This is a genomic window from Mesorhizobium norvegicum (assembly GCF_004919685.1).
Lineage (GTDB): Bacteria > Pseudomonadota > Alphaproteobacteria > Rhizobiales > Rhizobiaceae > Mesorhizobium > Mesorhizobium norvegicum.
Genome location: NZ_SMYZ01000073.1, coordinates 42817 through 66670, shown reverse-complemented (window position 1 = coordinate 66670; position 23854 = coordinate 42817). Strand labels below are relative to the sequence as shown.

Below are 23854 nucleotides of genomic sequence, written 5' to 3'. Positions count from 1 at the left end.
GAATTCTTCGGCAAGCCTTAATTAAAATGCCTGACCGTTCTTCATGCACCAATCGACCGAACGTCGCATGCCTTCGCGCAAGGCGATTGTGGGCGCGTAACCGAGCACTTTTCTGGCTTTGGTGATATCGCAGGCAATTGTCTTGTTCATTTCGGACAGCACATGGATTTTCTGGTGATAGACGCCGGCATACTGGAGAGTCGCATCAACTATCGTTGCGACGTCGCCGAGGATGTCCGGCAGATGGAACTTGTTGGGCTTGACCGTCATGCCGAAATCTTCGTGCAGGACCATGCCGGCGACCTCGACAATTTCTTTCATGGTGTACGGCGTCTCGTCTGCAAGCCAGAATATCTCTCCTACCGCCCGCTCGTGAACTGCGGCAAGAAGAATGCCCTGCGCCAGGTTGTCAGTGTAGCCCATCGAGCGGCGGTTCCGCCCCGATCCAACGATTGGAAACTTGCCATCCTTGACCATCTTAAAAAAGAGCGTTTGCCTTTGAGGCTGGTTGGGACCGTAAAACCAGGGCGCGCGGACGATGACGACTTCCATCGGGCTGCCAGCAGCAAGTTCCGCACGCAGTGCCTTTTCCATCAGCATCTTGGAACGGCCATATCCCATATAGGGGTTATAGGGGCTTTCCTCCGTGAATCTGTGGTCCGGGTGCGGATTGCAGCCGATCGGCGAATTCGATGACATGACGACCGCGCGCCTCACACCTGCCTTTTGCGCTGCCGTAACCAGATTGATCGTGCCCTGTGTGTTGATGGCTTCAAATTGGGCAACCGTTTTGGGATGAATGATGCCGGCCAGGTGGATCAATACGGCGCCCTCGGCACCAGCCACGAATGCGCGGACAGATTCCATGTCCCGGATATCGCCTGTCACGATATCCAGGCCTTGGTCGCGCAGCTGCGATACGTCTTCTCCCGCAGGAACGAACGCCCTTACCCGGAAGCCGCCGCGTGCGAGAAGTCCTGCTTCCGGCAAACCCGTCGTCAGCGCCGCCGCGACGCGCCCGCCCAACCAGCCGGCAGCTCCAGTCAGGAGTACGAGGGGCGCATTCAGGGTTACTAAGTTCGTCTCTTGCATATTGGCAACCGCTTTGTTTTACGCAGCCAACGCAAACGCCAGTGCGATGATGGCGCCGATCAACAAGCTGGTCTTGTCCTTGAGCGCAAAGACAATAGGATCGTCGTGCAAACCCATGCGATGACTCAGGAGCCATATCCTTTGCAGCCACATGAACACGCCCGCCGGCGCAACATAGAGCCATGCTGGATTGTGATATTCTTGGGTGGCTCTGGCTTCGAGCGCGATGAAAAGCAGCATGATGACGATTGAAGCCGAGGCGGAAGCAAGGCCATAGCCCAAGGTGAGCGGCCAATCGTCAGGCAAGTATCCGCGACCTTTGATGGCGTCCCTCCCCTTTGAGCACGCGCGCATTGCTTCCACATGACGCTTTGCCAGAGACAGCGAGAAGAAGAACATGGCTGAAAAGGACAAGAGCCAAGGCGAGAATGCCAGATCATTTAGCACCTGACCCATGACAATCCTCAGTGTGAACAACGCTCCGATGACCGTCACATCGAGTAACGCGTAACGCTTCAAGCGGAATGAATAGGCCAGCGTCAGCACCAGATAGGCTGCGACAGCCAGTGCGAATTGAGGGTGCAAAAGTAAGGCCACCCCAATGCCCGCACCCAGCATAAAAATGCTCGCCAAAAAGCCGTTTATAACGCTTATTCTGCCTGCAGCAATCGCCCGGAAGCGCTTGGTCGCATGCGCCCGGTCCGCCTCCAAATCAGCCAGATCGTTGATGATATAGGTTGCCGAAGCAATCAGGCTGAAAGCAACAAAGGCGACTATTGTCCTCAGCACTGCATGCAAATCGCCCGCAATATGGCCGAGAAACAGTGGAACGAAAATCAGCACATTTTTTGACCACTGGTGTACCCGGAGTTCAAACAGCCAGTCCTTCACCGGATTGGCTTTTTCAGGACTGATCGCCCTGACCTCAACGCCAGCTTTACGGAGCTGGCTTGCGTATTTCACTCCGTTGCCAACCAAAACCGCTCCGGAAGCCGCCTCCCAGATTGGCAGGTCGGCGGCACTGTCGCCCGCATAGATGAATCCCTCTGGGAAGCTAGCCTGAAGCCATTTCAACTTGTTGCGGCTCTTCAGGTTCAAAGACCCATCACTTCCCTTCGCGCCGGCGAAGCCGCCAAGGTGACAAATGATACTATCCGCTATGCTCTGATCCGCTGCCGTAACGAGATAAATTTCACGCCCGTCAGCTTTCGCGCCACGCATCAATTCCAACATCTCTGCCCGATAGGGAAGCGCCCGCGGCTCAATCGAACAAACGTTTGCCAGCGTTTCCTTCAACGCCGCGCGGCCCTTGAACCAACTTGGAAAAGTGCGAAGCAGGTGCTGTGGCGAATGAAAGAAGGCTTCAAAGAAGCTCTCGTGGAAAGTATCTGATCTTATCAGAGTGCCATCCAAGTCACAAACCAGGGGCAACTGACGGTCAAAGCCGTCCAGATCAAGCATCATCATCTCATCCCCCAAATCAGGTTTGTACAGCTTCATCGCTGCGCCTTCATCAAAGACGAAATTATTATCGGCGCCGAAGGTCCGATACGGGCAAAGGATCACTACCGCGCTTTGTGCTGGGCCGTCAGCCACCCACGCCAATAGGTCGGCAGCTCCAGCTGCGTCGCGAAAAAGGAGCATCAAAAGTCGTGCCAACTGTGCCCAAAAAGCTCCAGAAGAGAGTTTCTGCGTGCTGTTCAATGACATGCGTGAGATTCGGCCAGAGATTCTGCCTAATTAGACTGTGTCGCGGACTGGGCAAAATCGACAAAGGTGTCGTTAGTTGGCCTTCCCGTTCGCGACGCGGTCCACGTCAATTCGATGGAAGGTTTCAATTCCCGCGTCCGGCGCACGATGGTTGGCGTCTTTCACCAGATCAGCCCGCCACATGCCGCCTGTATTTCCATGAAATCGGGTTAGACTGGTCTCAGCGCGTCGCGTCTGGAAGCGCCGTTCGCAAAACTCGGCACGGCCGGGAAATCGTGCAAACTCTCTGGTGCCGCCAGCGCTGCAACTGCCGACTGTCCTTCGCGCTGCCACGGGACGTCAGATGCGCCAAAGACCGATGGCGGCATCACCATCAAGCTGGCCGTAGCTGTCTTTGGTTGATAAAGGCCATGTCGGCAGAGGACAAATCGACACCAACCGACGACGGCATCGAAAGTGTGGAACACCCGCCAACGGGAATGACGGTGCGGCTGCCACCGCACGCTTGCGCGCCGCATGCATCAGGTCGCGCGGCAGATATCCATGGACCCAGACGACGGGATGGAACTGTGAGACCTGTCGGTGCGGTCGGACAAGAAACAACGACTGTCGGGTATCTCAAGCCGACCTAAAGCGGGCGGCTTTTGGACTTTGCAGATTGGTGAGAGCAATCAACTTCGCTCATCGCAGAGTCCGATTGCATCTTTCCTCTCCCCTGACGCGGATGAAAAAGAGCCGGGTCATCGTCAAACGACTGGATCGGATCGACGGTTGCCTTCAGCGGCTGGAGCGAGATCTGGAAATCGCGAGCGCGTTGTTCATCCGGTTCTGGCTGAATTCCGCAGTTCCATTAACAGAGACAGCGCAGGCGGCCGCTCGAGTTAAGGGCGGAGAGCGCAATAACCAATTTATTGAGGCTCTCGGCCGCCTGTCCCGGGCCGAAGCTTCAGCACGAAGTATCTGAAGAGCTTGCTGAGGAGTAAGAAAATGCTGGGGAATGAAGTGGTGATTTCTCCATCCGCCGTTCAATCGAGATGTTGGCAAGAGGCTCTTCGTTTTATCGTAGAGTTTCTTCATATATCGTAGAGTTTCGTCACATGATGCGGAGTTCGTTCGGACTTGTCCAATGGGGCATGCCGACCACCAGGATGAACACCTGTTCAAGGCCCGCCAACGGCGTCAGGAAGTCGAAACAGCCCCAGTGCCGTCTCATGAGCAAGCTCGGAGAGCTCGGCAAGCATGGCGTCGCTCGTGTGCCGTACCGCGATCAGTCCGCTCACGCCGATGGTGACGGCTTCTCGCGCCATCCCAAAACTGTCGACCACAGCGATCGCACCGAACCCCTTTGCGACCGCCGTACGCAGTAGATTGATTTCGGTCCTCACACCGTATCCCAAGTCCTCGAGGCTGACGCGCATTTCGCCGTCGATTGCGGTCACGCTCGGGAAGTTGACGACGCCGGGGCATCTGGCCGTCCCAAGGGCCTTCAGAATGTCCACGTGGCGGCGGAATGGATCGAGAGCAAGCACACCTGCGAACATCTGGCTCCCGTGTAGAATTCCGTTCCGGAGCTCTGCCAGAAGACGCCCGTTTGTGTCGTGAATCGGAAGGAGCACGAGGCTGTCATAGGCGCTGCCCTGTAGTCCTTCGCAGGAAGGGCAATAGAGCGTGACGGACCGAGGCCGCTCGTCGGAGATAGCTGCCAAGTCCGTCACGATCCGCACTGATGGAAGAGTGGAAGGAGAGTGCATTTTTCACCCATGAAAAGATTTACCCAATTTTACCCAAAACATCGGTCTGCGCCAATTGATTTGCTACAGGCGTGACGTTTAGGGTTTTTCAAGTGAAGACGATCGAGTGAGCCGACCCCGGGAGAAGAACGATGACAAAAATCTATGTAGTGGGCACTTGCGATACCAAAGGCAGCGAACTGCGCTATGTCCGCGACCTTATCCGGGATGCAGGTTGTGACGTCGTCCTGGTCGATGTTTCGCTGTCCGAGTTTCACAGCGAAGCCTTGGATGTCGACGTCCAGCCGTCGGAGGTGGCACGCTTTCATCCGAATCCGAAAGCCGAAAAGCTCAAGGACCGTGGTAAGGCAGTCGGCGCGATGTCGCAGGCGTTGGTGGAGTTTATTCGATCGCGCAAGGACGTCGACGGTATCATCGGTGCGGGCGGCTCGGGTGGCACCGCCCTAATCGCACCTGCCATGCGCGCGCTCCCGATCGGAGTGCCAAAGGTGCTCGTTTCGACAGTCGCCTCCGGGAATGTCGCCCCCTATGTGGGGCCGACCGACATCAGCATGATGTATTCGGTGACGGACGTTTCCGGACTGAACCGCATCTCGCGGGTGGTCCTCGCCAATGCTGCCCATTCCATTGCAGGAATGGTCCTCAACAGGGTTGGCGCCACAGCCGACGAAAGGCCCGCAATCGGCCTGACGATGTTTGGGGTCACGACGCCATGTGTTCAGGCCGTGGCCCGGTCGCTGGAGGCAGCTTTCGATTGCCTGGTGTTCCATGCAACCGGAACAGGCGGGCAATCCTTCGAGAAGCTCGCCGATTCCGGTCTGCTGGTCGGCGGGATCGATGTATCTACCACCGAGGTTTGCGACTATCTGGTGGGCGGCGTTTTCCCCTGTACGCCCGATCGCTTCGGGGCCTTCGTTAGGACGGGACTGCCCTATGTCGGTTCCTGCGGCGCTCTCGACATGGTCAACTTCGGGGCCATCGACGCAGTCCCGAATCAGTTTCGCTCGCGCCGGCTGTACGTCCATAACCCGCAGGTCACGCTGATGCGAACGACGCCGGACGAATGCAACAGGATCGGTGAATGGATCGGAGAGCGGTTGAACCTTTGTGGGGGGCCCGTTCGCTTCCTGATTCCGGAGCTGGGGGTGTCGGCGATCGACGCGTCGGGTCAGCCCTTCCACGATCCCGAAGCCAATGCTGCGCTATTCGCGGCGCTCGAACGCACGCTCCGTTGCACTGACAAGCGACAGCTGACGCGCGTCGCCCTTCACATAAATGATCCGCAATTTGCGGAGCACCTCGTTACCAGTTTCAAAGAGGCCCTTCGTGAGCACTGATCCCGCCTTCAAATATCCCACCCGTTCGGAGCTGATCGAGCGCTTCCAGAAAAAGATCAAGGCCGGTGAGCCGATCATCGGTGGTGGTGCCGGTACGGGCCTTTCCGCCAAGAGCGAGGAAGCCGGCAATATCGACCTTATCGTGATCTACAATTCGGGCCGCTATCGCATGGCCGGCCGCGGGTCCCTTGCCGGGCTTCTCGCCTATGGCAACGCCAATCAGATCGTCGTCGACATGGCGCGCGAGGTTCTACCCGTTGTGCGGCACACCCCGGTGCTTGCCGGCGTCAATGGCACGGACCCGTTCATGGTGATGTCGACCTTCCTGCGCGAACTGAAGGAGATCGGCTTCGCCGGCGTGCAGAATTTCCCGACCGTGGGTCTGATCGACGGGCTGTTCCGTCAGAATCTCGAAGAGACGGGCATGAGCTATGCCCAGGAAGTCGAGATGATTGCCGAGGCCCATAAACTCGATCTCTTGACGACACCATACGTGTTCAGCCCGGAAGATGCGGTAGCGATGGCGAAAGCCGGAGCTGATATTCTCGTCTGCCACATGGGACTGACGACGGGTGGCGCGATTGGTGCGCGTTCGGGCAAGTCGATGGACGATTGTGTCTCGTTGATCAACGAGTGCATTGAAGCCGCTCGAACGATCCGCGACGATATCATTATTCTGAGCCATGGCGGCCCGATCGCCAATCCGGAAGATGCCCGTTTCATTCTCGACTCCTGCCAGGGATGCCATGGGTTTTACGGCGCAAGCAGCATGGAGCGGTTGCCGGCGGAGGAGGCGATCAAGTCCCAGACACTCGCCTTCAAGGCGATCCGCCGCAAGACAGCCTGACAGTAGAAGGGGAAGAAAAAGATGTCGGTTTTCAAAAGCGGAGAAAAGCCACCCACTTGGTGCGAACTCAGGGGGTTCGAATTCGTAGACCTTGCCAACCAGCCCCTATCGCTTCCGCTCTCCGGCAATAGGCAGCGGCTACTCGTCACACGTGGATCGTGCCGCCTGACGAGCGGGAAAGGGGCACAGGTGCTCAGCGAAGGCCAGTTCTGGGACTTGGATGCGGCCGACGGTCCCTTCACAGCGGATGCCGGCGATCGCACGGGGCAGGTGCTCATTTTTTCCGGCAAGTGGGGCACCGAGCTGGGTGGGTGCGGCATCTTCGAACTCAGTTCCAGCACCTTGGTTTGGTCAAAGGGTGACCCAGTCACTTATCCTAAGTCGACCAACTTTGACTCTCACTACCATGATTGCGACGAATACTGGGTGATCATCGAAGGAGCAGGCACGGTCGTTATCGGATCGCGCAGTTTCGAAGTCGAGGTTGGTGATTGTGTCGCCATCGGCATGGGACACCACCATGATCTTCCGCAGGTTCGCTCAAACGTGAAGGGTGCCTATTTCGAGACGACTCTCGAAGGCAAGAAGCGCTTTGGCCATCTTTGGGAGCACAAACACGGCCCTGCCGATTTTCGCCCCGAGCGGGTGTGATTCTCGCCTAAATTCTGCTCATCTGAAGGGAAAATCCATGACGTATAAAGTCCTACACGTAGGGGCAGGCGGCTTCGGAGAGCGCTGGTGCGACACATTTTTGCCGTCGAACACTTCAGACGGGACGATCAAAGTGGTCGGTTTGGTGGATATCGATGCCAAAGCGCTCGAAATCGGCCGGAAGCACCTCGGATTGAAGGCGGAGCAGTGCTTCACCTCGGCCGCACAAGCCTTCCAGGCGGTAAATGCCGACTTCTGCACCATCGTAATTCCCCCCGCTCTACACGAGGAGATCATCGACCTGGCCCTTGCACGCGGCATGCATATCCTGTCCGAGAAGCCGATCGCCGATACCATGGAGGCCTCCGTCCGCATCGCTGACAAAGTGGCAGCGGCGGGCCGCAAGATGGCGGTGACCATGAGCCACCGGTTTGATCAGGACAAGTCGACACTGAGGGCACTCGTGAGTGACGAGGCCCTCGGTAGGGTTAATACCGTGTCATGCCGCTTCGCCGGTGACTACCGCGCCTACGATTCCTGGGGGCGTTTTCGACACGAAATGATTCACCCGCTGTTGATCGAGGGAGCGGTCCACCACCTTGATATCATGGCCGATCTGGCCGGGGCACCCTGTACGTCGATCTATGCTCGCTCTTGGAAGCCAGAATGGGCGGCGTACAAGGGTGAGACTGACGTCATGGTATTGATGGACTTCGCCAACGGCGCTCATGGAGTATATGAAGGGTCGTCAGCGCAAGCCACGGGGCTCAATGACTGGACGTTTGAATATGTTCGGGTGGAAGCAGCGTCCGGGACTGCAATCCTAGATCATAGAGAGGTCGAAGTGTTCCACAGGGATCCGAAACGGATCTATCAAAAAAACCGACATGGAAAGGGGCAACAGGTTTCGCTGCTCGGGGGGAAGAAGTGGAAGAATTCGCTGTTGATCGAGCAGTTCTGCCATTGGCTCGACGGCGGACCGCCGATGGCCACTAACGTCGAGGACAACTTGCAGTCTGTTGCGCTGGTATTCTCAGCGATCGAAAGCGCACGCCTCGGCCAACCCGTGAAAGTACAGGAATTCCTCCAGTCCTTCAGAAAGAGCGCTTCGATCGAGACCCAATAGGATGTAGTTTGCCTCACAATGGCTGAACCGATCGCTCATTCTGCGAATTTTTTTTCTGCATTCTCCGCCCCCGCCCATGTTGGACCGGAGATCGTTGCGGGCCTCAAGGCTACGCTGAGAAAGCCCAATTCGACGCTCGTGGGTGCCGCAATCGGCACGGGCATGGCCGCCCAGGCGGCCTCACGCGGCGGCGCGGACTTTATCCTCGCGTTGAATGCGGGACGATTGCGGAGCATGGGTGCCCCATCCATCTTTTCCCTGCTCGCGTTGCGCAAGAGCAATGACTTCGTCCTGGATTTCGCCCAATCGGAAATCCTGCCCTTTGCCAAAGTTCCAGTCTTCTTCGGCGCCTGTGCTTTTGATCCCCGGTGCTCGGTAGAAGCTGAACTGCAGAGAATTGCTGACGCCGGCTTCGGCGCCGTCGTCAACTTTCCCACGTGCATCTTCCTCGATGGACGCTTTCGGGCTGACATAGAGAAAGCAGGGGTGGGGTTCCAGCGTGAACTCGAAATGCTCCGGGCCGCGCAGAACAGAAGCATGGCGACCCTCGCCTACGTTCGAACGGTGACAGAGGCACAGCAGGCGGCCGAAGCCGGCGTGGACATCATCAATCTCAATCTCGGCTGGAACGTCGGGGGAACCGTCGGAGGCCGCTCGGGGCTCAATCTGACGCAGGCGGCCGAGTTTGCGAAGATCGTTTTTCGTCAGATACGCGGCATTTCGGAGGACACCCTATGTGTTCTGGAGGGCGGCCCCATCGTCAGCCCGGACCAGATGTACGAGGTCTCGGCGGCTTCCAAAGCGGACGGATATATCGGCGGCTCCACCATCGACCGAGTGCCCCTCGAGGCCTCGATGGAGCAGATCACATCGGCCTTCAAATCCGTCGGCACGTTGCAAAAGCGCATTGATGAACTGGAGCGCCAACTCGAACATGTGCAGCGCGAATACTGGATCGTCGGGCGGTCGCCGTCGATCCAGCAGATCAAGCAACGGATCAAACAGCTCGCAGCCTCTCCTCTCCCGGTCCTGGTTACCGGGGAGGCCGGAACGGGAAAGAGGCTTCTGACACGAGGCATTCATGAAGCTGCCGGACGGCCTGCCAGCAAGCTCATCAGCGCGAGCACCCTCGAGCCAAGCGGAGAGTCGCTGTTCGGCTTTGCCCCCCCCGAGGGCGGCCGCAAGGTGCTTGGGCTGTTTCAGTACCATCCCAAGGCAACCTTGCTGATCGAGAATTTCGAAACACTGTCCGTTGACGCCCAGGAACGGCTGGTGGAGGTCATTGAAACAGGCGTCTACCGGCGCCTAGGCGATAGCGACAGAGGGCGATTCGAAGGACGCCTCATCCTGACATCAGGGCGGCCGCTCTCCCAGCTCTGCGCAAACGGGTTGCTGATACCTTCGCTGGAGGCGCGCCTCGCCCCCGGACACGTCTTCCTTCCCAATCTGCGCGATCGCCTTGAAGACCTTCCCCTTCTTGCGGAACACTTCCTCCAGGCTCTCCGAAAAGATCGTCGTAGCCGCAAACTGTCGGTTCACCACTCGGCCTACCGCGTTCTCATGACATATGGCTGGCCCGAGAACATCCGTGAGCTGCGCTCCGTGATCGAGACCGCCGCCATTCGGTGCGAAGGGGACTGGATCAAAGCCGAGCATCTGCCGCCCCTGAGCGATGCGGACGCGCCGCAGCCGAAGCCGGCAGACGAACGTGAATGGATACTCGACGCACTTCAGCGTCATCGTTTCCGTCGCGGAGAAACAGCGCGCTATCTCGCGATTTCGCGAAAGACCCTTTACAACAAAATGCGTGCTTGCGGCCTAACTTTGCAGCCACGGACAAACGCGTAGGCCAAGGACCCCTGCCTCATCTACAGGACACTTTCAATTTATCGCGAACCGCTGCATTCTTCCGCTGATTGTGAATACCTTCTAAGCATCGCAGTGGCGTTGATGCCGCGCACGCTGACTCTCACCCGCCGAATGTTCAACATGCAAACGGCCGCAGCGCGGGCAAGTGGCTGAAATTCGCGACTTGGGTGTCCTTATGTTGGTTCCAGCTTGTGAGGACGGTGCAGCGCCCTGCCTGGGAGAGGTTGCCGGTGATGACGGGCACACTTTGCGGGACCGGCTCCGTTGGCTTCCGAGCGGGCCGGCGCGATGCTGATGAATGGAAGGAGACGCCCCTGCTTCATGACGCCGCAAGGCTTCTTGAAAAAAGTCGAGATGCGGTTACTGCTGGTCGTAGCCCATCATCTTATGTCGCGCCAGATGGGGTGAGCTTCACGCTTACCCTCAAGCGGCGCCAAAGCCACAAGAACGCGGCACCCTGGATCAGGATACCAATCCCAGTTACCATGGAGGCGACGGCCGCGATGCTGGGCGTAATCTCGAGATTGATGGAACGCCACATCAAGCTCGGAATAGTGAGTGTTCCGCCTTGTCCGACAAAAATGGCAATGACAGCTTCGTCGAACGAGTTCACGAACGCCAGCGCCGCGCCCACCACGATTGCAGGCACTACAAAGGGAAGCAAGACGGTCCGCCACGCGTAAGAACGCGACGCGCCAAGCGACTCCGCAGCTTCGATAAGCTGATCATCGAAATACTCGAGCGCGGTGGACACCGACACGAACACAAATGGCATGACGAGCAGGCCATGCCCAATCGCCACACCAAATCGCGTCCCTACAACGCCGAGTTTGGCCAGCACGAAGAAAAGGGCGATAGCAAGTACGATGACAGGGACAATCATAGGGCCTGCGGCCGCCGACCTCACGAATGCCCGCCACCTAGGTGGAGCGTAATGGTTCGCGAGGGCCAGTCCGAGGCCGGCGGGAAGTGCAATAGAAACCGCGAGCAATGCTATTGAAAGAGAATTCAGAGCGGCTTGGCGCCACTGCCCGTTGGTAAGCACTTCTTGGTACCATCGAAGTGACAGTTCCTTGGGCATCGTGAGAAACTGCCCTGCAGAAAACGACATAATGACAATCACGGACAGCGGCAGCAAAAGGAAAAGAATCGTCATGATCGTCCAGAGGATCAGGAATCGCTCGCGCCATCCCTCTGCATCGAACGACCGTCTCATTGGTTTTCTCCGTGCGTTTGGCAGAGCTGCCGAAGCGTCGGCCGATTCATGCTGGTAGGATAATTTCGGAGATGTGCTGAGTGACATTGTCGAGTGTCCTATCGTCTAGGATAGCGAAGGCAGTGGCAAGCCGGGCTGCTTTGGAAGGACCGTAACCAAAAGTGCAGAGCCTCTCAAATTTCTCCAAGAGTTCGGAGCGGGTCATTGCGTTGTCTGGCTCTCCCTTTGGGAAGTCGACTTGGTGTTCATAGACGCCTGATCGCGTCTCCACGACCAACCGGGCGCTAGTCTGAGCCGGGAAAAGGGCGTCGAGTTGGGGATCGATCCTTAGGTCGACCTTCCGCGCGAAGCTGATGAGATCCGATCGGTGAAGGACGGCAGGATCGGGCAGGACCAGGGCATTACTTCCTTCAATCGCTGCCACCGCAAGGCAGAATGGAACACTGAACTGGGCCTCGAAATGTGCCGATGGATCCGGTTTGTTGTTCAACCGGACCGCGGGTCCGATCGTATGGACCTCTACGCGTGAGATGTCACGTGCCAGCACCGCCTCGCGATCCATGATAATGCGCAGAGCATCAATGGCTGCGTGAATCCATCTGCAACACGAATAGGGCTTCGTGTAGGTGCGTTCGATCTCGAACACCTCTCCCCAGTCGCGATGCAATGCGCTCCCATCGAAAAGCTCTGGTATATCGAAGACGTCGAGCGATGCAGTGAATCCATTCTGTGCAAGGTCGACCGCCACGAAGCCGGTGAAGGAAGCCCAAGCTATTCCCTCCTTAGCGTGTCCTAGCTGTTTGCTGGTCCCACTTGGCAGTTGCGCTGGGCGATGGGTCGCGGCTATCGCCAAGGCCTGCGCAAGGCTCGCCCTGTCGAGGCGGCGGAGAAAGCCAAGCCCCGCAGCAACAGCGACCGGTGCCCACCGCCCCGTCGCATAGAGGCGGCTATCCTGTCTGTTGGACTGGGCTGAGGCGACACGGATGCCAGCCTCATATCCGACAACGATCGCGGCGAGCAATTCCTCGGAACTCGCGCCGCGTGCTTCCCCTTCAGCGATCATGGCCGGAATGATTGCCGCACCCGGATGCCCGATCGCTCGCCGGTGTCCATCATCAATGTCGAGGGCAGCTGCAGCCGCGCTATTTGCAAACGCAGCGGCGGCAGGTGAGAGCCTTCTGTCAGTGAACCAGCACAGTGCCAAGCCGGGAAAGAAGAGGCCTTGGCACACGGCGCGGGTTGCAGCGGCGGCCTCGGTGCGAGCGCCGGCCGCGGCGGCGCCAACGATGTCAATGACCAGATCGGATACCTTTCCACGCGTGGCCTGCGAAATGACCGAAGGATCAAATTCGGTGATGAGGCCCGCCAATTTTTCGGCCGACCACATCAGAGAATCCCCAATTTGCGTTCATCGGCCCGCGACCTCGCCGAGGTTTCGTCAAGGCTCACCCACCTCCGTTCCGCGAGCGAAGTGCCGATGGCTTTGAGGGCGCGCTGGCTTTCGAGTCCGTCGTGAAAGCCCGGAGAGCGCCTAGGAGCCCCTGCGATCTCGGCGGTGAACTGGTGGGCGAGGCCGTTCATGAAGCAAGCACGCCACGATTCCGCCCAACCGACACGGTCGGTATAGCGCCGGTCGATCTCGACCGGCTGCATCTCTCGCGTGGGATCTATACTTGACAGAACCTGGCAAAACGGCCAGCTCTCGGTCTTACGCCAACCTAAAGCTCCTTTCTGACCGAAGACCGCGAACTCGACGCCAAAGCTAAGACTCGAACTCCAGCTGACGTGGAATAGGCCCTCCGCCCCTCCGGAAAAGTTGGCAAGCCAGGAGCAGACTTCATCCACGTCGACCTTCTGCATGGCGCCTCCGACATCCGGCCGTTCGGGAACAAGCGTGCGTGCATTGGCGCACAATTCTGTAATATCTCCGGCCACGTATCGAGCGAGGTCCAGACCATGGCAGCCGTATTCGACTGAGACACCGCCGCCGGTGCGTTCGGCGTCCATTGTCCAGTGGCACGGCGTCTGCGGATCGAAGAACTGAGCAAAATGCGAATGGTAAAGGACGCTGTGAATTGGACCCACAGCACCACTTTCAAGCAGCTCTTGCAACTGAAGGAAGGCTGGGCTGAAGCGCAACATAAAGCCCATGCAATCAACCAGTCCGGCTGACCCGGCCATCTCCTTCAGTGCCGCAGCTTCGTCAACCGTGCGCGCCAGTGGCTTTTCGCATAGTACATGCACCCCCCTGCGCAGCGCCGCAGACGCTATCTGAAAATGCTGGTCAACAGGCGCCGCAATCGTGACGGCGTCCACACCGCCGGCAAGCAAGTCCTCATGATTATCGTAGACGCTGGGTATACCAAAACGGTTGGCGAGCTCCCGCGCTCGATTGGTATCGGGGTCCGCGATGCCGACGATCTTCACTCCGCTGATGCGGGCAAATGCCGGCAGATGCGCTCGCTCAGCCCAAAGGCCGGCCCCCACGATGCCGAGCCGAATCTGTTTTGAACTCATTGTCTTTGCCCCGCTTTGGAGACCCACTGCACCGCACTGAGCAAGAAAAGTGTAATCACCATCAGCAGGACGCCGGCCGCCGCCGCAAAGCCGAAATCACCGAACTTCGATATGCTGATGGCGATCAACTGCCCCAGCATCATTTCGCTTGGACCGCCAAGGAGCGCAGGGGTGATGAAGAACCCCAGAGCAATAACAAAGACTAGTGACCCGGCGTTGATGATGGAGGGCAGCGCAAGCGGAAAATAAACGGTACGTAGCGCGTACCAGCGCGATGCGCCAAGACCTTCAGCTGCTACCACCAGATCAAAGGGCATGTTGCGAAATCCCGCGAAAGCGGTCAGCGCGTAGATAGGAAGGAGGAAATGAATCATGCCGACAACCACTGCTACCTGGGTTGCGAGGAGGGTATGTACATCCAGCCCGGCTGCGTTGAGAATTGCCACGATCGGCCCCTGTGCTCCGAACAAGATCATCCAGGCGAACGCGCGTATGAGCGAACTCGTGAGAAACGAGAGCCCCAACACGGCGAGGGTAGCGACGACCAAGGCGCGACGCTTCGAATGGGCAATTGCATAGGCAACGGGCGTGCCGATGAGGACGCACCCGGACATTGCAAGGAAGGATATCCAGATGGTGCGCCACCCCACTCGTAGGTAAGTCTGGGACCCTAGTACCGCTTTATAGTTACCCAAGCCAAACTCCGGGTCTGTGAGACTGCGAACTGTTAAGTTGGCGAGCGGAATGGCAAAGAAGATGAGGAGCAGAGCAATTCCGGGGGCAGCGGCGAGAACTATCGGATTGATTTTGATCCGGTGAGCTGGCATGGCAATCAACCCGCTGGCAGAACGATTAGATTTCCGGCGCGCCAGGCAACGTCTACTGACTGGCCAGGCGCATAGTCGTTGTTCAGGTGAGCTGTGATTTCCCCATGCCGGGTCGAAAAAACCACCTGGTAGTGCGTACCCATAAAGGTCGTGCTCAACACCGGCCCGGACATGGCGACCACGCTCGTATCGATCCGGTAGCCAGTCTCGGCTTTCTCCGGTCGTAATAAGAGAAGCGATTTTTCGCCCACACCAAGCCGCTCAGTAACACCTGCCGGAATGGGAACACCGACCTCCGTCCCATCCCCGAGCTTGACCGTTGCGAGCCGCCCATTGCGAGCAGTGACGGAGCAACACACGATGTTGCTGTTGCCGATGAAGCCCGCTACAAAGCGAGAATTCGGTTCAAGATAGATCTGCTCGGGTGATCCCACCTGCTCCAGGCGACCATCACGCATAATGACCACCAGCGATGAAAGCGCCAGAGCCTCAGACTGATCGTGCGTAACGTGAACAAAGGTAATGCCGAGGTCTCGTTGCAACTCCTTCAGGAAGTCCTGCATCTGCCCGCGTAAATGTTTATCGAGCGCGCTCAGAGGCTCATCGAGCAACAGAAGCTTGGGTCCGTAAACCAGACTGCGTGCCAAAGCCACGCGCTGCTGTTGTCCACCGGACAACTCGCGCGGATAGCGATCGGCCCACTCTGCCAGGTGCACCCGCTCCAGGTATTCCAACGCACGTCGGCGTCGCTCCTCGCGCGGCAACCTGCGGACTTTAAGCGGGTACTCAACGTTTTCTCTCGCCGTGAGATGGGGAAAAAGGGCATAGTTTTGGAAGACCATGCCGACATCCCTGGCGCGGGCAGCTCTGTCGGTTACGTCGACACCTGAAATGCTGACTGTCCCCTCACTAACACTGGCAAAACCAGCGATAATCCTGAGGAGGGTCGTTTTTCCAGAACCGCTCGGCCCAAGAAAGGTTGTGTAGGAACCTTCCGGAATTACAAGGTCGAGACCTCGCAACACTTCCACTGCGCCATAGCACTTCTTCAGTCGGCTGATCTGGATTGCGGGTGGCGACCCGCAATCCTTACTGGCGTTGGACACTATTGTTACCTCATTGCTTGCTATCGACCCGTAGGCGATCGAACTCGCCTACTTGGTGAGCCATTCATTAAAACGCGCGGTGACGTCCCGTGCGTTTTTTGCCCAATATTCGTCGTTCCACACGACGACGCCCTTCAGATTATTCGGGTCGACAGTGAACTTCTGATTGGCAGGCAGCAGGTCGTACGCCTTACGAAGGGCTGGAGCGTAGCCGATGCAGGTTGCGAATTTGGCCTGTCGTTCAGGGTTGTCGATGAAGGCAAGAAAACGAGCTCCGAGTTCGGAGTTGCCCCCCTTTGGCAGAATCCAAAGATCCGGCTTAACGATCGCCTGCTCAGTGGAGAATTCGATCGTACCGCCGTCTCGCTGAAGGGCTTTCACTCGGCCGTCCCAGCCGGCCCCGATCACTGCGTCGCCCTGTTGCAAAAGCGCGACTTGCTGAGTTCCAAAATCATACCAAAGGATGTCGCTCTTGATAGAGTCCAACTTCTTCAGCGCACGGTCTATATCCAGTGGGTAGAGATTTTCAGGCGCGACCCCATCGGCCAGAAGTGCAACTTCCAGCACACCGAAGTCGACGGGGACGTTGGAAAACAAACGTTTGCCCGGGTACTTTTTGGCGTTGAAGACATCAGCCCAGGTCTTGGGCTTGTCGCCCTTAAAAGCCTTGGAATTGTAAGTGACGACAGTCGAGAAAATTTCGGTGGGTAGAGCATAGATCTTGCCATCAAACTTGGGCACGAGGCCCGGAAAATCGACGAGGCCTCCATTTTTATTAGGGAGTTCTGGATCAATCGGCATGACCCACCCATTTCGGACCAGCTGGCGCAACTGGCCGGGGTCCGATGTGGCAACGTCCCACTCGGTCTTCCCGGTCTCCTGCTGTGCCCGCCAAACACCGAGGTCCCATGCCCCACCGCCTACAACGACTTTAATGCCTGTCTCTTTCTCCCACCCGTCAAGATAGGCTGCCTTGACGCAGGCGTCGTATGACCCCCCCGAAGCAGAAATCGTAAGCGTCTCTTGGCTCTGCGCATGCGATACATGGAGCAGCAGAGTAGCCACAATTGCTCCAATTGAAGTCTTCGAAATCATTCCTCTATTCTTCATGTTGTCCTCCCGGGTTGCCTGAACTGAGATCAGTTCAGGTATACGTTCCATTCTTGATTACGATTTTGACCAGCGGATGGTCGATCAAGCATGGGATTTTCTCGATATGACTGAGCCTCAAGGACGACGAAATCGGCGGTTTCGTCCTATTTTTTTGGCGGCCGGCCGCCTCTTCGCGGGCCGAGAGCACACGCCGCGCTGCAGTACCTACTGCGACCCCGTCATCGATCAGCGTTCGCCTGTCAGCCAGCTTAGGTGCCAATATGTAGTGGTGGGTTACTGGTGTCAGCACAGCGACTTTATTCCCCTTTGTTGAAGTTGTTAATTTATGTGCTTGCCGAAGACAGCGCCATCCTTAAGCGTGCATCGGACAAGATTTTGGTCGATCAGATATGGCAGATCTCGATAGGTCGGTGCCTCAAGGACCACCAGGTCGGCTGGCCGCCCAACCGCGATCTGGCCGGCGGTTGAGGCCGCTCCGATAGCGCAAGCAGCATTCCAAGTAGCCGCAACCAACGCCTCAGCGGGGTCCATACGCAACCAGGAACATGCCAGGCCCATGACGAATGGCATCGAAAGAGTTGGACTGCCTGGCCCATGATCTGTCCCGAGGGCAATCGGTACTCCGCTTTCGATCAGTTGTCGGGCATCCGCAAACCTGGGAGCAAGCAGATAGTGACACGTAGCCGGAAGCAAGACGGCAACCGTTTGTGCTTTGGCCAGGGTTAGGGCAGTATCCTTTCCTAGGAAGCACAAATGATCGGCTGAAACAGCGCCAAGCTCCGCTGCGAGTTCGGCCCCGTCGGCGGCGGAAAATTCATCGGCGTGAATCTTGAACTTTAAACCGCGCCTGCCTGCTGCTTGCAATATTTGCCGCGCCTCATTGTCAGCGAAGGCACCGACATCGCAAACAACATCGCAGAAGCGTGCATACGGAGCAACGGCCGGTAGAACGTGGTCGATGACGTATCTGGCATATTCTCCAGCTCCCCCAAATCGTGCCGGCGTGCCCAACGCGACATGGAAGGTTTGAACGAGGTCGACCGGCTGAGACGCTGAGACTTCGGCTATGATATCCAGCGCGGCGCATTCTCCTTCCGGAGCGACCCAGTAACCGGATTTGATTTCCGCAGTCGTTGTACCATTCAGCAAGGCTTTCTCCAGCCTCGCCCTCAACGCCTGCTTCAGTTCGCTTGAGGTTGCGCCGGTGCTTTCGCGAATTGTGCGGGTGACGCCGCCGCCGCTGGAACTGATTTCACTATAACTAGCGCCTGCGACCCGCATTGGGTACTCGTCGGCCCGCGAGCCGCTATAGAGCAGGTGGGTATGGCAGTCGACGAAACCAGGTACCACCGCGCCTCCGAGCGCATCAAGAACTCTAGGCACTCCTCCCTTCGGCAATCCGGCCGCAACTCGTTCGGCAGGCCCAAAATCCCTTATTCGCCCGTCAACGACATGGATTGCAGCGTTCTTGATCGACTTTAGGTGTTTCAGGCCACCTCTCTGAGGACCCGGCCCAAATTCATCAAGGGGTGTTAGTTCCGCAATGTTCGTGATCAGCAGCCCGGCAGCTTCGCCTTTCCCAAGATTGGAATTCGGACCGGAAGTGGCGCGGATCGACGAGGTGGGATTATTGGGCAATGTAGAGCTCCCGCGGCAGGGATGTCAGGCGTTCCGAACCCGTTTCCGTCACCAGGATAGTCTCGCTGAAAGAGATGCCGTTGGCATTGACAAGCATGTGAAAGATCATTCCCGCCTGGAGCAGCCAAGTATCGCCCGCCATGAAGTCGCATACTTCCCACTCACCAGAAACTGGCGGGAAGCCGATGCCCAAGGAATAGCCAACTCGCGGGTGATAGGTTTTCCGAAGTCCCGCCTCTAAGACCGGTTGGCGTACGGCCGCGTCGACTTCGCCAGCAATTGCGCCTGGCTTCATGATGCTGAAGGCATGGTCTTGGCAGTTTATCAGGAGATCGGCGGCCCGAGCGATTTCGGTAGTCGGCGCCCCCATCACCGCAGTACGCATCATGGCTGCACTGTAACGCTTCACGCAGCTAGTAAGCTCGAATTTGAGGACGTCGCCGGCCTCGATCACCTTCTCGGTCGGCGTGGCATGACCGATCCTCATTCTATAGCCAGATGAGAGATAGTTTGGCAGGCTTGTGTACTCGGAACCGCCTAGGATCTGCTGTTCCTGGATCGCCGCTGCGATTTCGAGCTCTTTTTTCCCGACAGCGAGAGCTTCAAGTCCTGTACGCATCGCAATGTCGGTTATTTCCGCAGCTCGACGCGCATAAGCAATCTCCTGCGACGATTTAATGAGCCGCACACGACCGACGATACCCGATCCGTCAACTACTTTATTGGGCCTCGCAGCATGGCAAAGCTCCTCGTAGTCTTTTACTGCCAAATTGAAGCAGGTTTTTTCGACGCCGATTGGGTCGCTGGCCGCCGTCCATCCAAGCTCAGCCAACCACCGACCCGTCACGGAAGCCGGATCTTCGTTGTCGAGATAAACAGCCTGCCGGTCTAGAGCCAGCCATGAATACTCGTCTGCATTGGTTCGTTCCAGTTCACGGACCAATAACAGAGGCTCTCCTTCGGCCGGGACAAACAAGACCTGGTAAGCGAAAAAGCCGGACGTGTGATAGCCGGTGAGATAGCAGATATTATGCGGCGAATGCACAAGCAGGCCAACCATCCCGCGCAGTTGAATGGCTTTTTGGACTTTTGCCAGCCTTTCTCGATATTCTTCAGGCGAAAACGCCATATTCCGTCCAGCCACGGCTTTATCTTCTCTCTAAATCTGCGGCGCTGTGTCGATCACGGGCCTTGATGCCTCCTATGGGCGCACGACTCGTTTTTCTTGTCAAGAAAATTCTTGCGCATCCTCTGCCGCCTGTATTTTCCTATAGGAGTATGTTAGGGGTACTGAACGGCCCAGAGATTTCCCCTGCCTTCCCCACCCGCCTTAGGTGCAGAGTAGCGGCCGCGATCGAGGCAAGCGCGCAGGAGCGGTAATGGACGCAAGATCCGAAGTGGAAAAACAGATCAATGGCTTGGTTGGAAAGCGGCTGCGCGAGGCCCGGAAGGCCAAGAGCCTTAGTCTCGAGGCGCTGGCCGGAAAGGTCAGCATGTCTGTGTCGCAGCTGTCGAAGCTTGAAACGGGAAAGGCCCCGGCGTCGATCGCAGCTTTGGTGCGTTTCGGCCTGGAATTGGATCGGCCAGCGCAATATTTTCTTCAGTCGGATTCCGAGATGCCGCGCTGTTTGGGCACTCTGGTGCCGTCCTGGGATCCTGAGGGCAGAGCTATCGAGATGTTCTCGTCCCTAGTCAGCGAAAAAACTGGATACGATCTTGCGATTTCGGTCTTTCCCGGGGGGCAACTTGGTCCCGCTGAAACTCAAGTGCGCGCCCTCGTCAACGGAATTATTGACATTTTCGTTGAAAGCCTGGGGTTTTTTCAGCACTATTCGGATCCCGTTAAACTAGCATCACTCCCGTTTTGTTTCGACGATGAAAAGCATCTAGAACGATTCTCGGAGAGTTCCTTGTTCGATCGAGAAGTCAGGCAGGCCCTCCGAAGCAATTCGGTCGAACTTCTAAATCCGAGCTTGAAGTGGAAGCGGGGTCCTTCCCTAGTTTTGTTATCGCGAACCCCTATCTTATCTCCGGATGACCTAAGAGACTTGCCCATAAGGTGCCCTGAAAACGATACCATGTTCCGTTATCTCGAGATTATGGGGTGCCGACCTGTCGTCGTTCCGTGGAATGAGGTGGTGGACGCGTTCCAGGACGGCAAATTTGCAGCGATGATTACCAATCTCAGTCATGTTGTGAGCATGCGTTTCACGCGATTTGCTCGGTTCATGACGGCATTGGACTACCGGCCGCTCGACCTGACATTTGCAATGAACCTACAGCGTTATCAAATTCTCGCTCCACACATTCAAACCGGGCTGGAACAAGCTGCCGTCGAGGCTGCGGAATTTTGTTCGAATTTGCTTGGACACACGCATGATTTTTTGCCTGACCTATTGGAGGAGGACGGAGCGGTTCTCTGTAACGTAGGAGTGAAGGCGTGGCGGGTAAAGTCGCGCCAGGTTTTTGAAGAGATGGAAAAGGAAGGCGCCTGGCGCAGTGGCCTTGTCAAGGAGATTAGCGCCTTGGCCGGGGTCTGAGACGGTGCATGAATTTTCTTGACAAGAAAATCGTGTGGCCTAAGAGGGGGCCATAATTGTCTTTGTCGCAAAGGTCGCAATTGCGATGGCGTCTGCGGAACCTATCCCAATCATGGTACTGTCGGGCTCTCCATATGAGCGTGGCTTTCAGCATGGCAATCGGTTCGCCGACGCAATCGGTCAGGCCCTCGGCCGTCGTTTAGCATCCTTGTCAGCCGCGGATCTGTCCCAGGCACACAGTCGCGCCAGCGATGTTCTGGCGACGATCGAAGTGATGGCTCCTCATGTCGGAGCCGAGTTGCGCGGAATCGCGGACGGTGCCGGCCTCGAGGTGTCGGGTATCGTCCTGCGTAGCTCATTTGAACTTCTTTCGCCGCCTACGGCGACGGGCTGCAGCGGTCTGGCAGTGCAAACGCGTGAGGGAGCGCTGGTTGCACAGAACTGGGACGGGCCGCCCGGGAGCGATGCGGAACAGGCTCTTTTCGTTCATGTAGGAACAAGTGGCTTCGAATTCGCTACCGTGGCAGCGGTAGGTGGCCTCGGTTGGTTAGGGGTCAACCGAGCCGGCTTTGGGTTCGTCAACAATGACCTTGTCTTGAAGTCATGTTGCGACGGAATTCCAAGCCAAATCGTTCGCCGCGTTTTTCTTGGCTGCCCAGACGCCAATGCAGCAATCGAAGCGGCAAAGTCTCTGCCGCATATGGCTGGTCGGGCATATCTTTTCGGCGATGCGTCAAACCAAATCGCCTCGATAGAGGTCTCTGCGAGACATGGCGTGTCGGTGTGCAGATCGGGTTCATTCTTTGCCCACACCAATCATGCCTTGAATGATCAAATTCGCGCTGATGAAGATTCGGAGCTTTTGGCCAGGCAATATCCGTCGAGCCAGAAGCGCCTCGAGGTTCTGAAAATACGAGAAGCAGGCTGCACAGACGCCTGCGAGGTCATGGATATTCTTCGGGATCGGACAAATGCACCTGACTCGGTCTGCAAGCAGACCTCGTTGCGTGAGCCGACTCAGACGGCCTTTTCGGTCGTCATGCAGTGCTGGAACAGAACCTTGTTTCTGGCTCGAGGAATGCCCTCAGCTACCGAGTATCAGCGCGTCAGCCTGTAAGATAACATATTGCGAGGCGACTATGAAAATTACCGGTGTAAATATCTATTTGCTCAAATCTGGGCGCCTCCATCCTGTCTTAGTTGAAATCTCGACGGACGAAGGCATAACGGGGGCTGGCGAGGCGGGAATAGCCTACGGCGTTGGCGGGACCGCAGCGGCAGGGATGATCAAGGATCTCTCGGAGAGATTCTTAATCGGCAAAGACCCATCTCGGATCGAAGAGCTGTGGTCAACAATGTACGATCATTCGTTCTGGGCAAAGAATGGTGGCGCGATTATCTTTGCCGGCATCAGCGCGATAGAGCAGGCTCTCTGGGACATCAAAGGCAAATGTCTCGGGGTCCCCGTTTATGAGCTTTTCGGCGGAAAGATCCGCGACCGGGTGCGCGCCTACGCGAACGGTTGGTACGGTGCGGCTGACACGCCGGACGATTTTGCCCGTGCGGTAGAACGCCCTCTAAAGGAGGGATATGGGGCGCTCAAATTCTACCCTTTGGCACAGCGGGTCGGCTCGGCTTTGCAACACGTAACTCGACGATCGATGTCAGCTGAAGCAATTGAGATTGCATACCGCCGGGTCAAGGCAGTCCGTGATGCGGCCGGGCCCGAAATTGAGCTCATGGTCGATCTCAGTGGGGGCTTGACTACCGATGAGACGATCCGGTTTTGCCGCAAAATCGGTGAGCTCGATATTTGCTTTGTTGAAGAACCCTGCGATCCATTCGACAACGGGGCGCTGAAAGTAATTTCGGAACAAATTCCCTTGCCGATAGCGGTTGGAGAACGTGTCTATACAAGATTTGGGTTCCGTAAGATCTTCGAGTTGCAGGCTTGCGGGATTATCCAGCCTGATATTGGGACGGCCGGAGGCTTGATGGAGACGAAGAAAATTTGCGCGATGGCAGAAGTCTACAATATGCGTGTAGCTCCACATGTGTGCGGAAGCAGTCTAATCGAAAATGCAACGCTACAGATTGAAGCCAATATCACGAATTTCATGATCCATGAGCATTATCCGGCTTTTAAGGAGGATGATGGATATGTTGAGGTTCTTGAGAATCCGCCGTCGATCAGTTCCGGATATTTCGAAATTTCTGATGCGCCCGGAATGGGAGCAGTTCTTATAAAACGAAACATCGAACCGTACCTCTGGGCTTCATGCACATAGGTATCCGCTCCGATAGACTTCCGCGAGTCCGGCTTTCGAGATTATGCTACCCGTGGCCTCATCGATAATGACTGTCGAGGAGTCCAATCGTTCACCTGCGGCGACCCTCGAATTGCTCTCGCCAGCAATCCATCAAGTTCAACCTGCTGCGTAGACGCTTGAGAGCGTGGCCGAGTATTCAGCCGCGGTGGAGATGATCCGGGCGGCGTCGTGAAAAACTCGATAT

General features: G+C 57.0%; 20 protein-coding genes and 1 pseudogene. 10 read left to right on the top strand and 11 right to left on the bottom strand.

Annotated features, from left to right (window positions below; translation table 11 throughout):
* Positions 1-21: 21 nt before the first annotated feature.
* Positions 22-1092 (bottom strand): NAD-dependent epimerase/dehydratase family protein, encoded by a 1071-nt coding sequence (locus FCU66_RS28845; RefSeq protein WP_136620877.1) that lies wholly within the window; start codon positions 1090-1092, stop codon positions 22-24.
* 18 nt (positions 1093-1110) lie between these two features.
* Positions 1111-2802, bottom strand: a complete 1692-nt coding sequence (locus FCU66_RS28840; RefSeq protein WP_246094061.1) for a UbiA family prenyltransferase — start codon at positions 2800-2802, stop codon at positions 1111-1113.
* 87 nt (positions 2803-2889) lie between these two features.
* Here FCU66_RS28840 and FCU66_RS28835 point away from each other — a divergent pair.
* Together FCU66_RS28835 and FCU66_RS42180 are read left to right on the top strand one after the other, a co-directional pair.
* Positions 2890-3204: pseudogene (locus FCU66_RS28835) on the top strand (transposase); the annotation flags it as partial.
* Between the two features lie 295 nt (positions 3205-3499).
* A complete protein-coding gene (locus FCU66_RS42180) occupies positions 3500-3766 on the top strand; it encodes a hypothetical protein (protein ID WP_246094060.1) in 267 nt (88 codons plus the stop codon).
* A gap of 196 nt (positions 3767-3962) precedes the next feature.
* Here FCU66_RS42180 and FCU66_RS28825 read toward each other — a convergent pair whose 3' ends face one another.
* Positions 3963-4553 carry a phosphoenolpyruvate hydrolase family protein gene (locus tag FCU66_RS28825; RefSeq protein ID WP_136620878.1) on the bottom strand — a complete coding sequence of 197 codons (591 nt, stop codon included), beginning with the start codon at positions 4551-4553 and terminating at the stop codon, positions 3963-3965.
* 131 nt (positions 4554-4684) lie between these two features.
* Here FCU66_RS28825 and FCU66_RS28820 point away from each other — a divergent pair, with 131 nt between their 5' ends.
* The 5 genes from FCU66_RS28820 to FCU66_RS28800 are packed head-to-tail and all read left to right on the top strand — an operon-like array spanning position 4685 to position 10362.
* Positions 4685-5890 carry a Tm-1-like ATP-binding domain-containing protein gene (locus tag FCU66_RS28820; protein ID WP_136620879.1) on the top strand — a complete coding sequence of 402 codons (1206 nt, stop codon included), beginning with the start codon at positions 4685-4687 and terminating at the stop codon, positions 5888-5890.
* Entirely contained in the window at positions 5880-6737 is an 858-nt protein-coding gene (locus FCU66_RS28815; RefSeq protein ID WP_136620880.1) for a phosphoenolpyruvate hydrolase family protein, read from the top strand. Before FCU66_RS28820 ends, FCU66_RS28815 begins: the two co-directional genes overlap by 11 nt.
* A 21-nt stretch (positions 6738-6758) precedes the next feature.
* Entirely contained in the window at positions 6759-7388 is a 630-nt protein-coding gene (locus tag FCU66_RS28810; protein ID WP_136620881.1) for a cupin domain-containing protein, read from the top strand.
* Between the two features lie 37 nt (positions 7389-7425).
* Positions 7426-8514 (top strand): Gfo/Idh/MocA family protein, encoded by a 1089-nt coding sequence (locus tag FCU66_RS28805; RefSeq protein WP_136620882.1) that lies wholly within the window; start codon positions 7426-7428, stop codon positions 8512-8514.
* Positions 8515-8532: 18 nt separating this feature from the next.
* Entirely contained in the window at positions 8533-10362 is a 1830-nt protein-coding gene (locus FCU66_RS28800) for a phosphoenolpyruvate hydrolase family protein (RefSeq protein WP_136620883.1), read from the top strand.
* 406 nt (positions 10363-10768) lie between these two features.
* Here FCU66_RS28800 and FCU66_RS28795 read toward each other — a convergent pair whose 3' ends face one another.
* The 8 genes from FCU66_RS28795 to FCU66_RS28760 all read right to left on the bottom strand — a co-directional run bounded on the left by FCU66_RS28795 (position 10769) and on the right by FCU66_RS28760 (position 19944).
* A complete protein-coding gene (locus tag FCU66_RS28795) occupies positions 10769-11599 on the bottom strand; it encodes an ABC transporter permease (RefSeq protein WP_136620884.1) in 831 nt (276 codons plus the stop codon).
* Positions 11600-11645: 46 nt separating this feature from the next.
* Complete coding sequence (locus FCU66_RS28790) at positions 11646-12986, bottom strand: MmgE/PrpD family protein (protein ID WP_136620885.1); 1341 nt, start codon at positions 12984-12986, stop codon at positions 11646-11648.
* Positions 12986-14116, bottom strand: a complete 1131-nt coding sequence (locus FCU66_RS28785) for a Gfo/Idh/MocA family protein (protein ID WP_136620886.1) — start codon at positions 14114-14116, stop codon at positions 12986-12988. The genes FCU66_RS28790 and FCU66_RS28785 overlap by 1 nt, the downstream gene beginning before the upstream one ends.
* Entirely contained in the window at positions 14113-14943 is an 831-nt protein-coding gene (locus FCU66_RS28780; RefSeq protein ID WP_136620887.1) for an ABC transporter permease, read from the bottom strand. The genes FCU66_RS28785 and FCU66_RS28780 overlap by 4 nt, the downstream gene beginning before the upstream one ends.
* A gap of 5 nt (positions 14944-14948) precedes the next feature.
* Positions 14949-16049, bottom strand: coding sequence for an ABC transporter ATP-binding protein (locus FCU66_RS28775; RefSeq protein WP_136620888.1), 1101 nt, complete (start codon positions 16047-16049; stop codon positions 14949-14951).
* A 48-nt stretch (positions 16050-16097) separates the two neighbouring features.
* Positions 16098-17159, bottom strand: coding sequence for an extracellular solute-binding protein (locus FCU66_RS28770; RefSeq protein WP_136620889.1), 1062 nt, complete (start codon positions 17157-17159; stop codon positions 16098-16100).
* Positions 17160-17480: 321 nt separating this feature from the next.
* A complete protein-coding gene (gene hutI / locus FCU66_RS28765; protein ID WP_136620890.1) occupies positions 17481-18800 on the bottom strand; it encodes an imidazolonepropionase in 1320 nt (439 codons plus the stop codon).
* Positions 18790-19944, bottom strand: a complete 1155-nt coding sequence (locus tag FCU66_RS28760; RefSeq protein WP_246094059.1) for a M24 family metallopeptidase — start codon at positions 19942-19944, stop codon at positions 18790-18792. Before FCU66_RS28760 ends, hutI begins: the two co-directional genes overlap by 11 nt.
* A 235-nt stretch (positions 19945-20179) precedes the next feature.
* On the opposite strand from FCU66_RS28760, the gene dctP reads away from it, so the two are divergent.
* The 3 genes from dctP (at position 20180) to FCU66_RS28745 (ending at position 23628) form a co-directional block, all read left to right on the top strand.
* On the top strand, positions 20180-21340 hold the full coding sequence (dctP, locus tag FCU66_RS28755) for a TRAP transporter substrate-binding protein DctP (RefSeq protein WP_246094058.1): 1161 nt from the start codon (positions 20180-20182) through the stop codon (positions 21338-21340).
* Positions 21341-21452: 112 nt separating this feature from the next.
* The gene (locus FCU66_RS28750; RefSeq protein WP_136620893.1) at positions 21453-22457 is read left to right on the top strand and encodes a C45 family autoproteolytic acyltransferase/hydrolase; all 1005 of its coding nucleotides are present in this window, start codon (positions 21453-21455) and stop codon (positions 22455-22457) included.
* A gap of 22 nt (positions 22458-22479) precedes the next feature.
* The gene (locus FCU66_RS28745; protein WP_136620894.1) at positions 22480-23628 is read left to right on the top strand and encodes a mandelate racemase/muconate lactonizing enzyme family protein; all 1149 of its coding nucleotides are present in this window, start codon (positions 22480-22482) and stop codon (positions 23626-23628) included.
* The last annotated feature ends 226 nt before the right edge of the window (positions 23629-23854 follow it).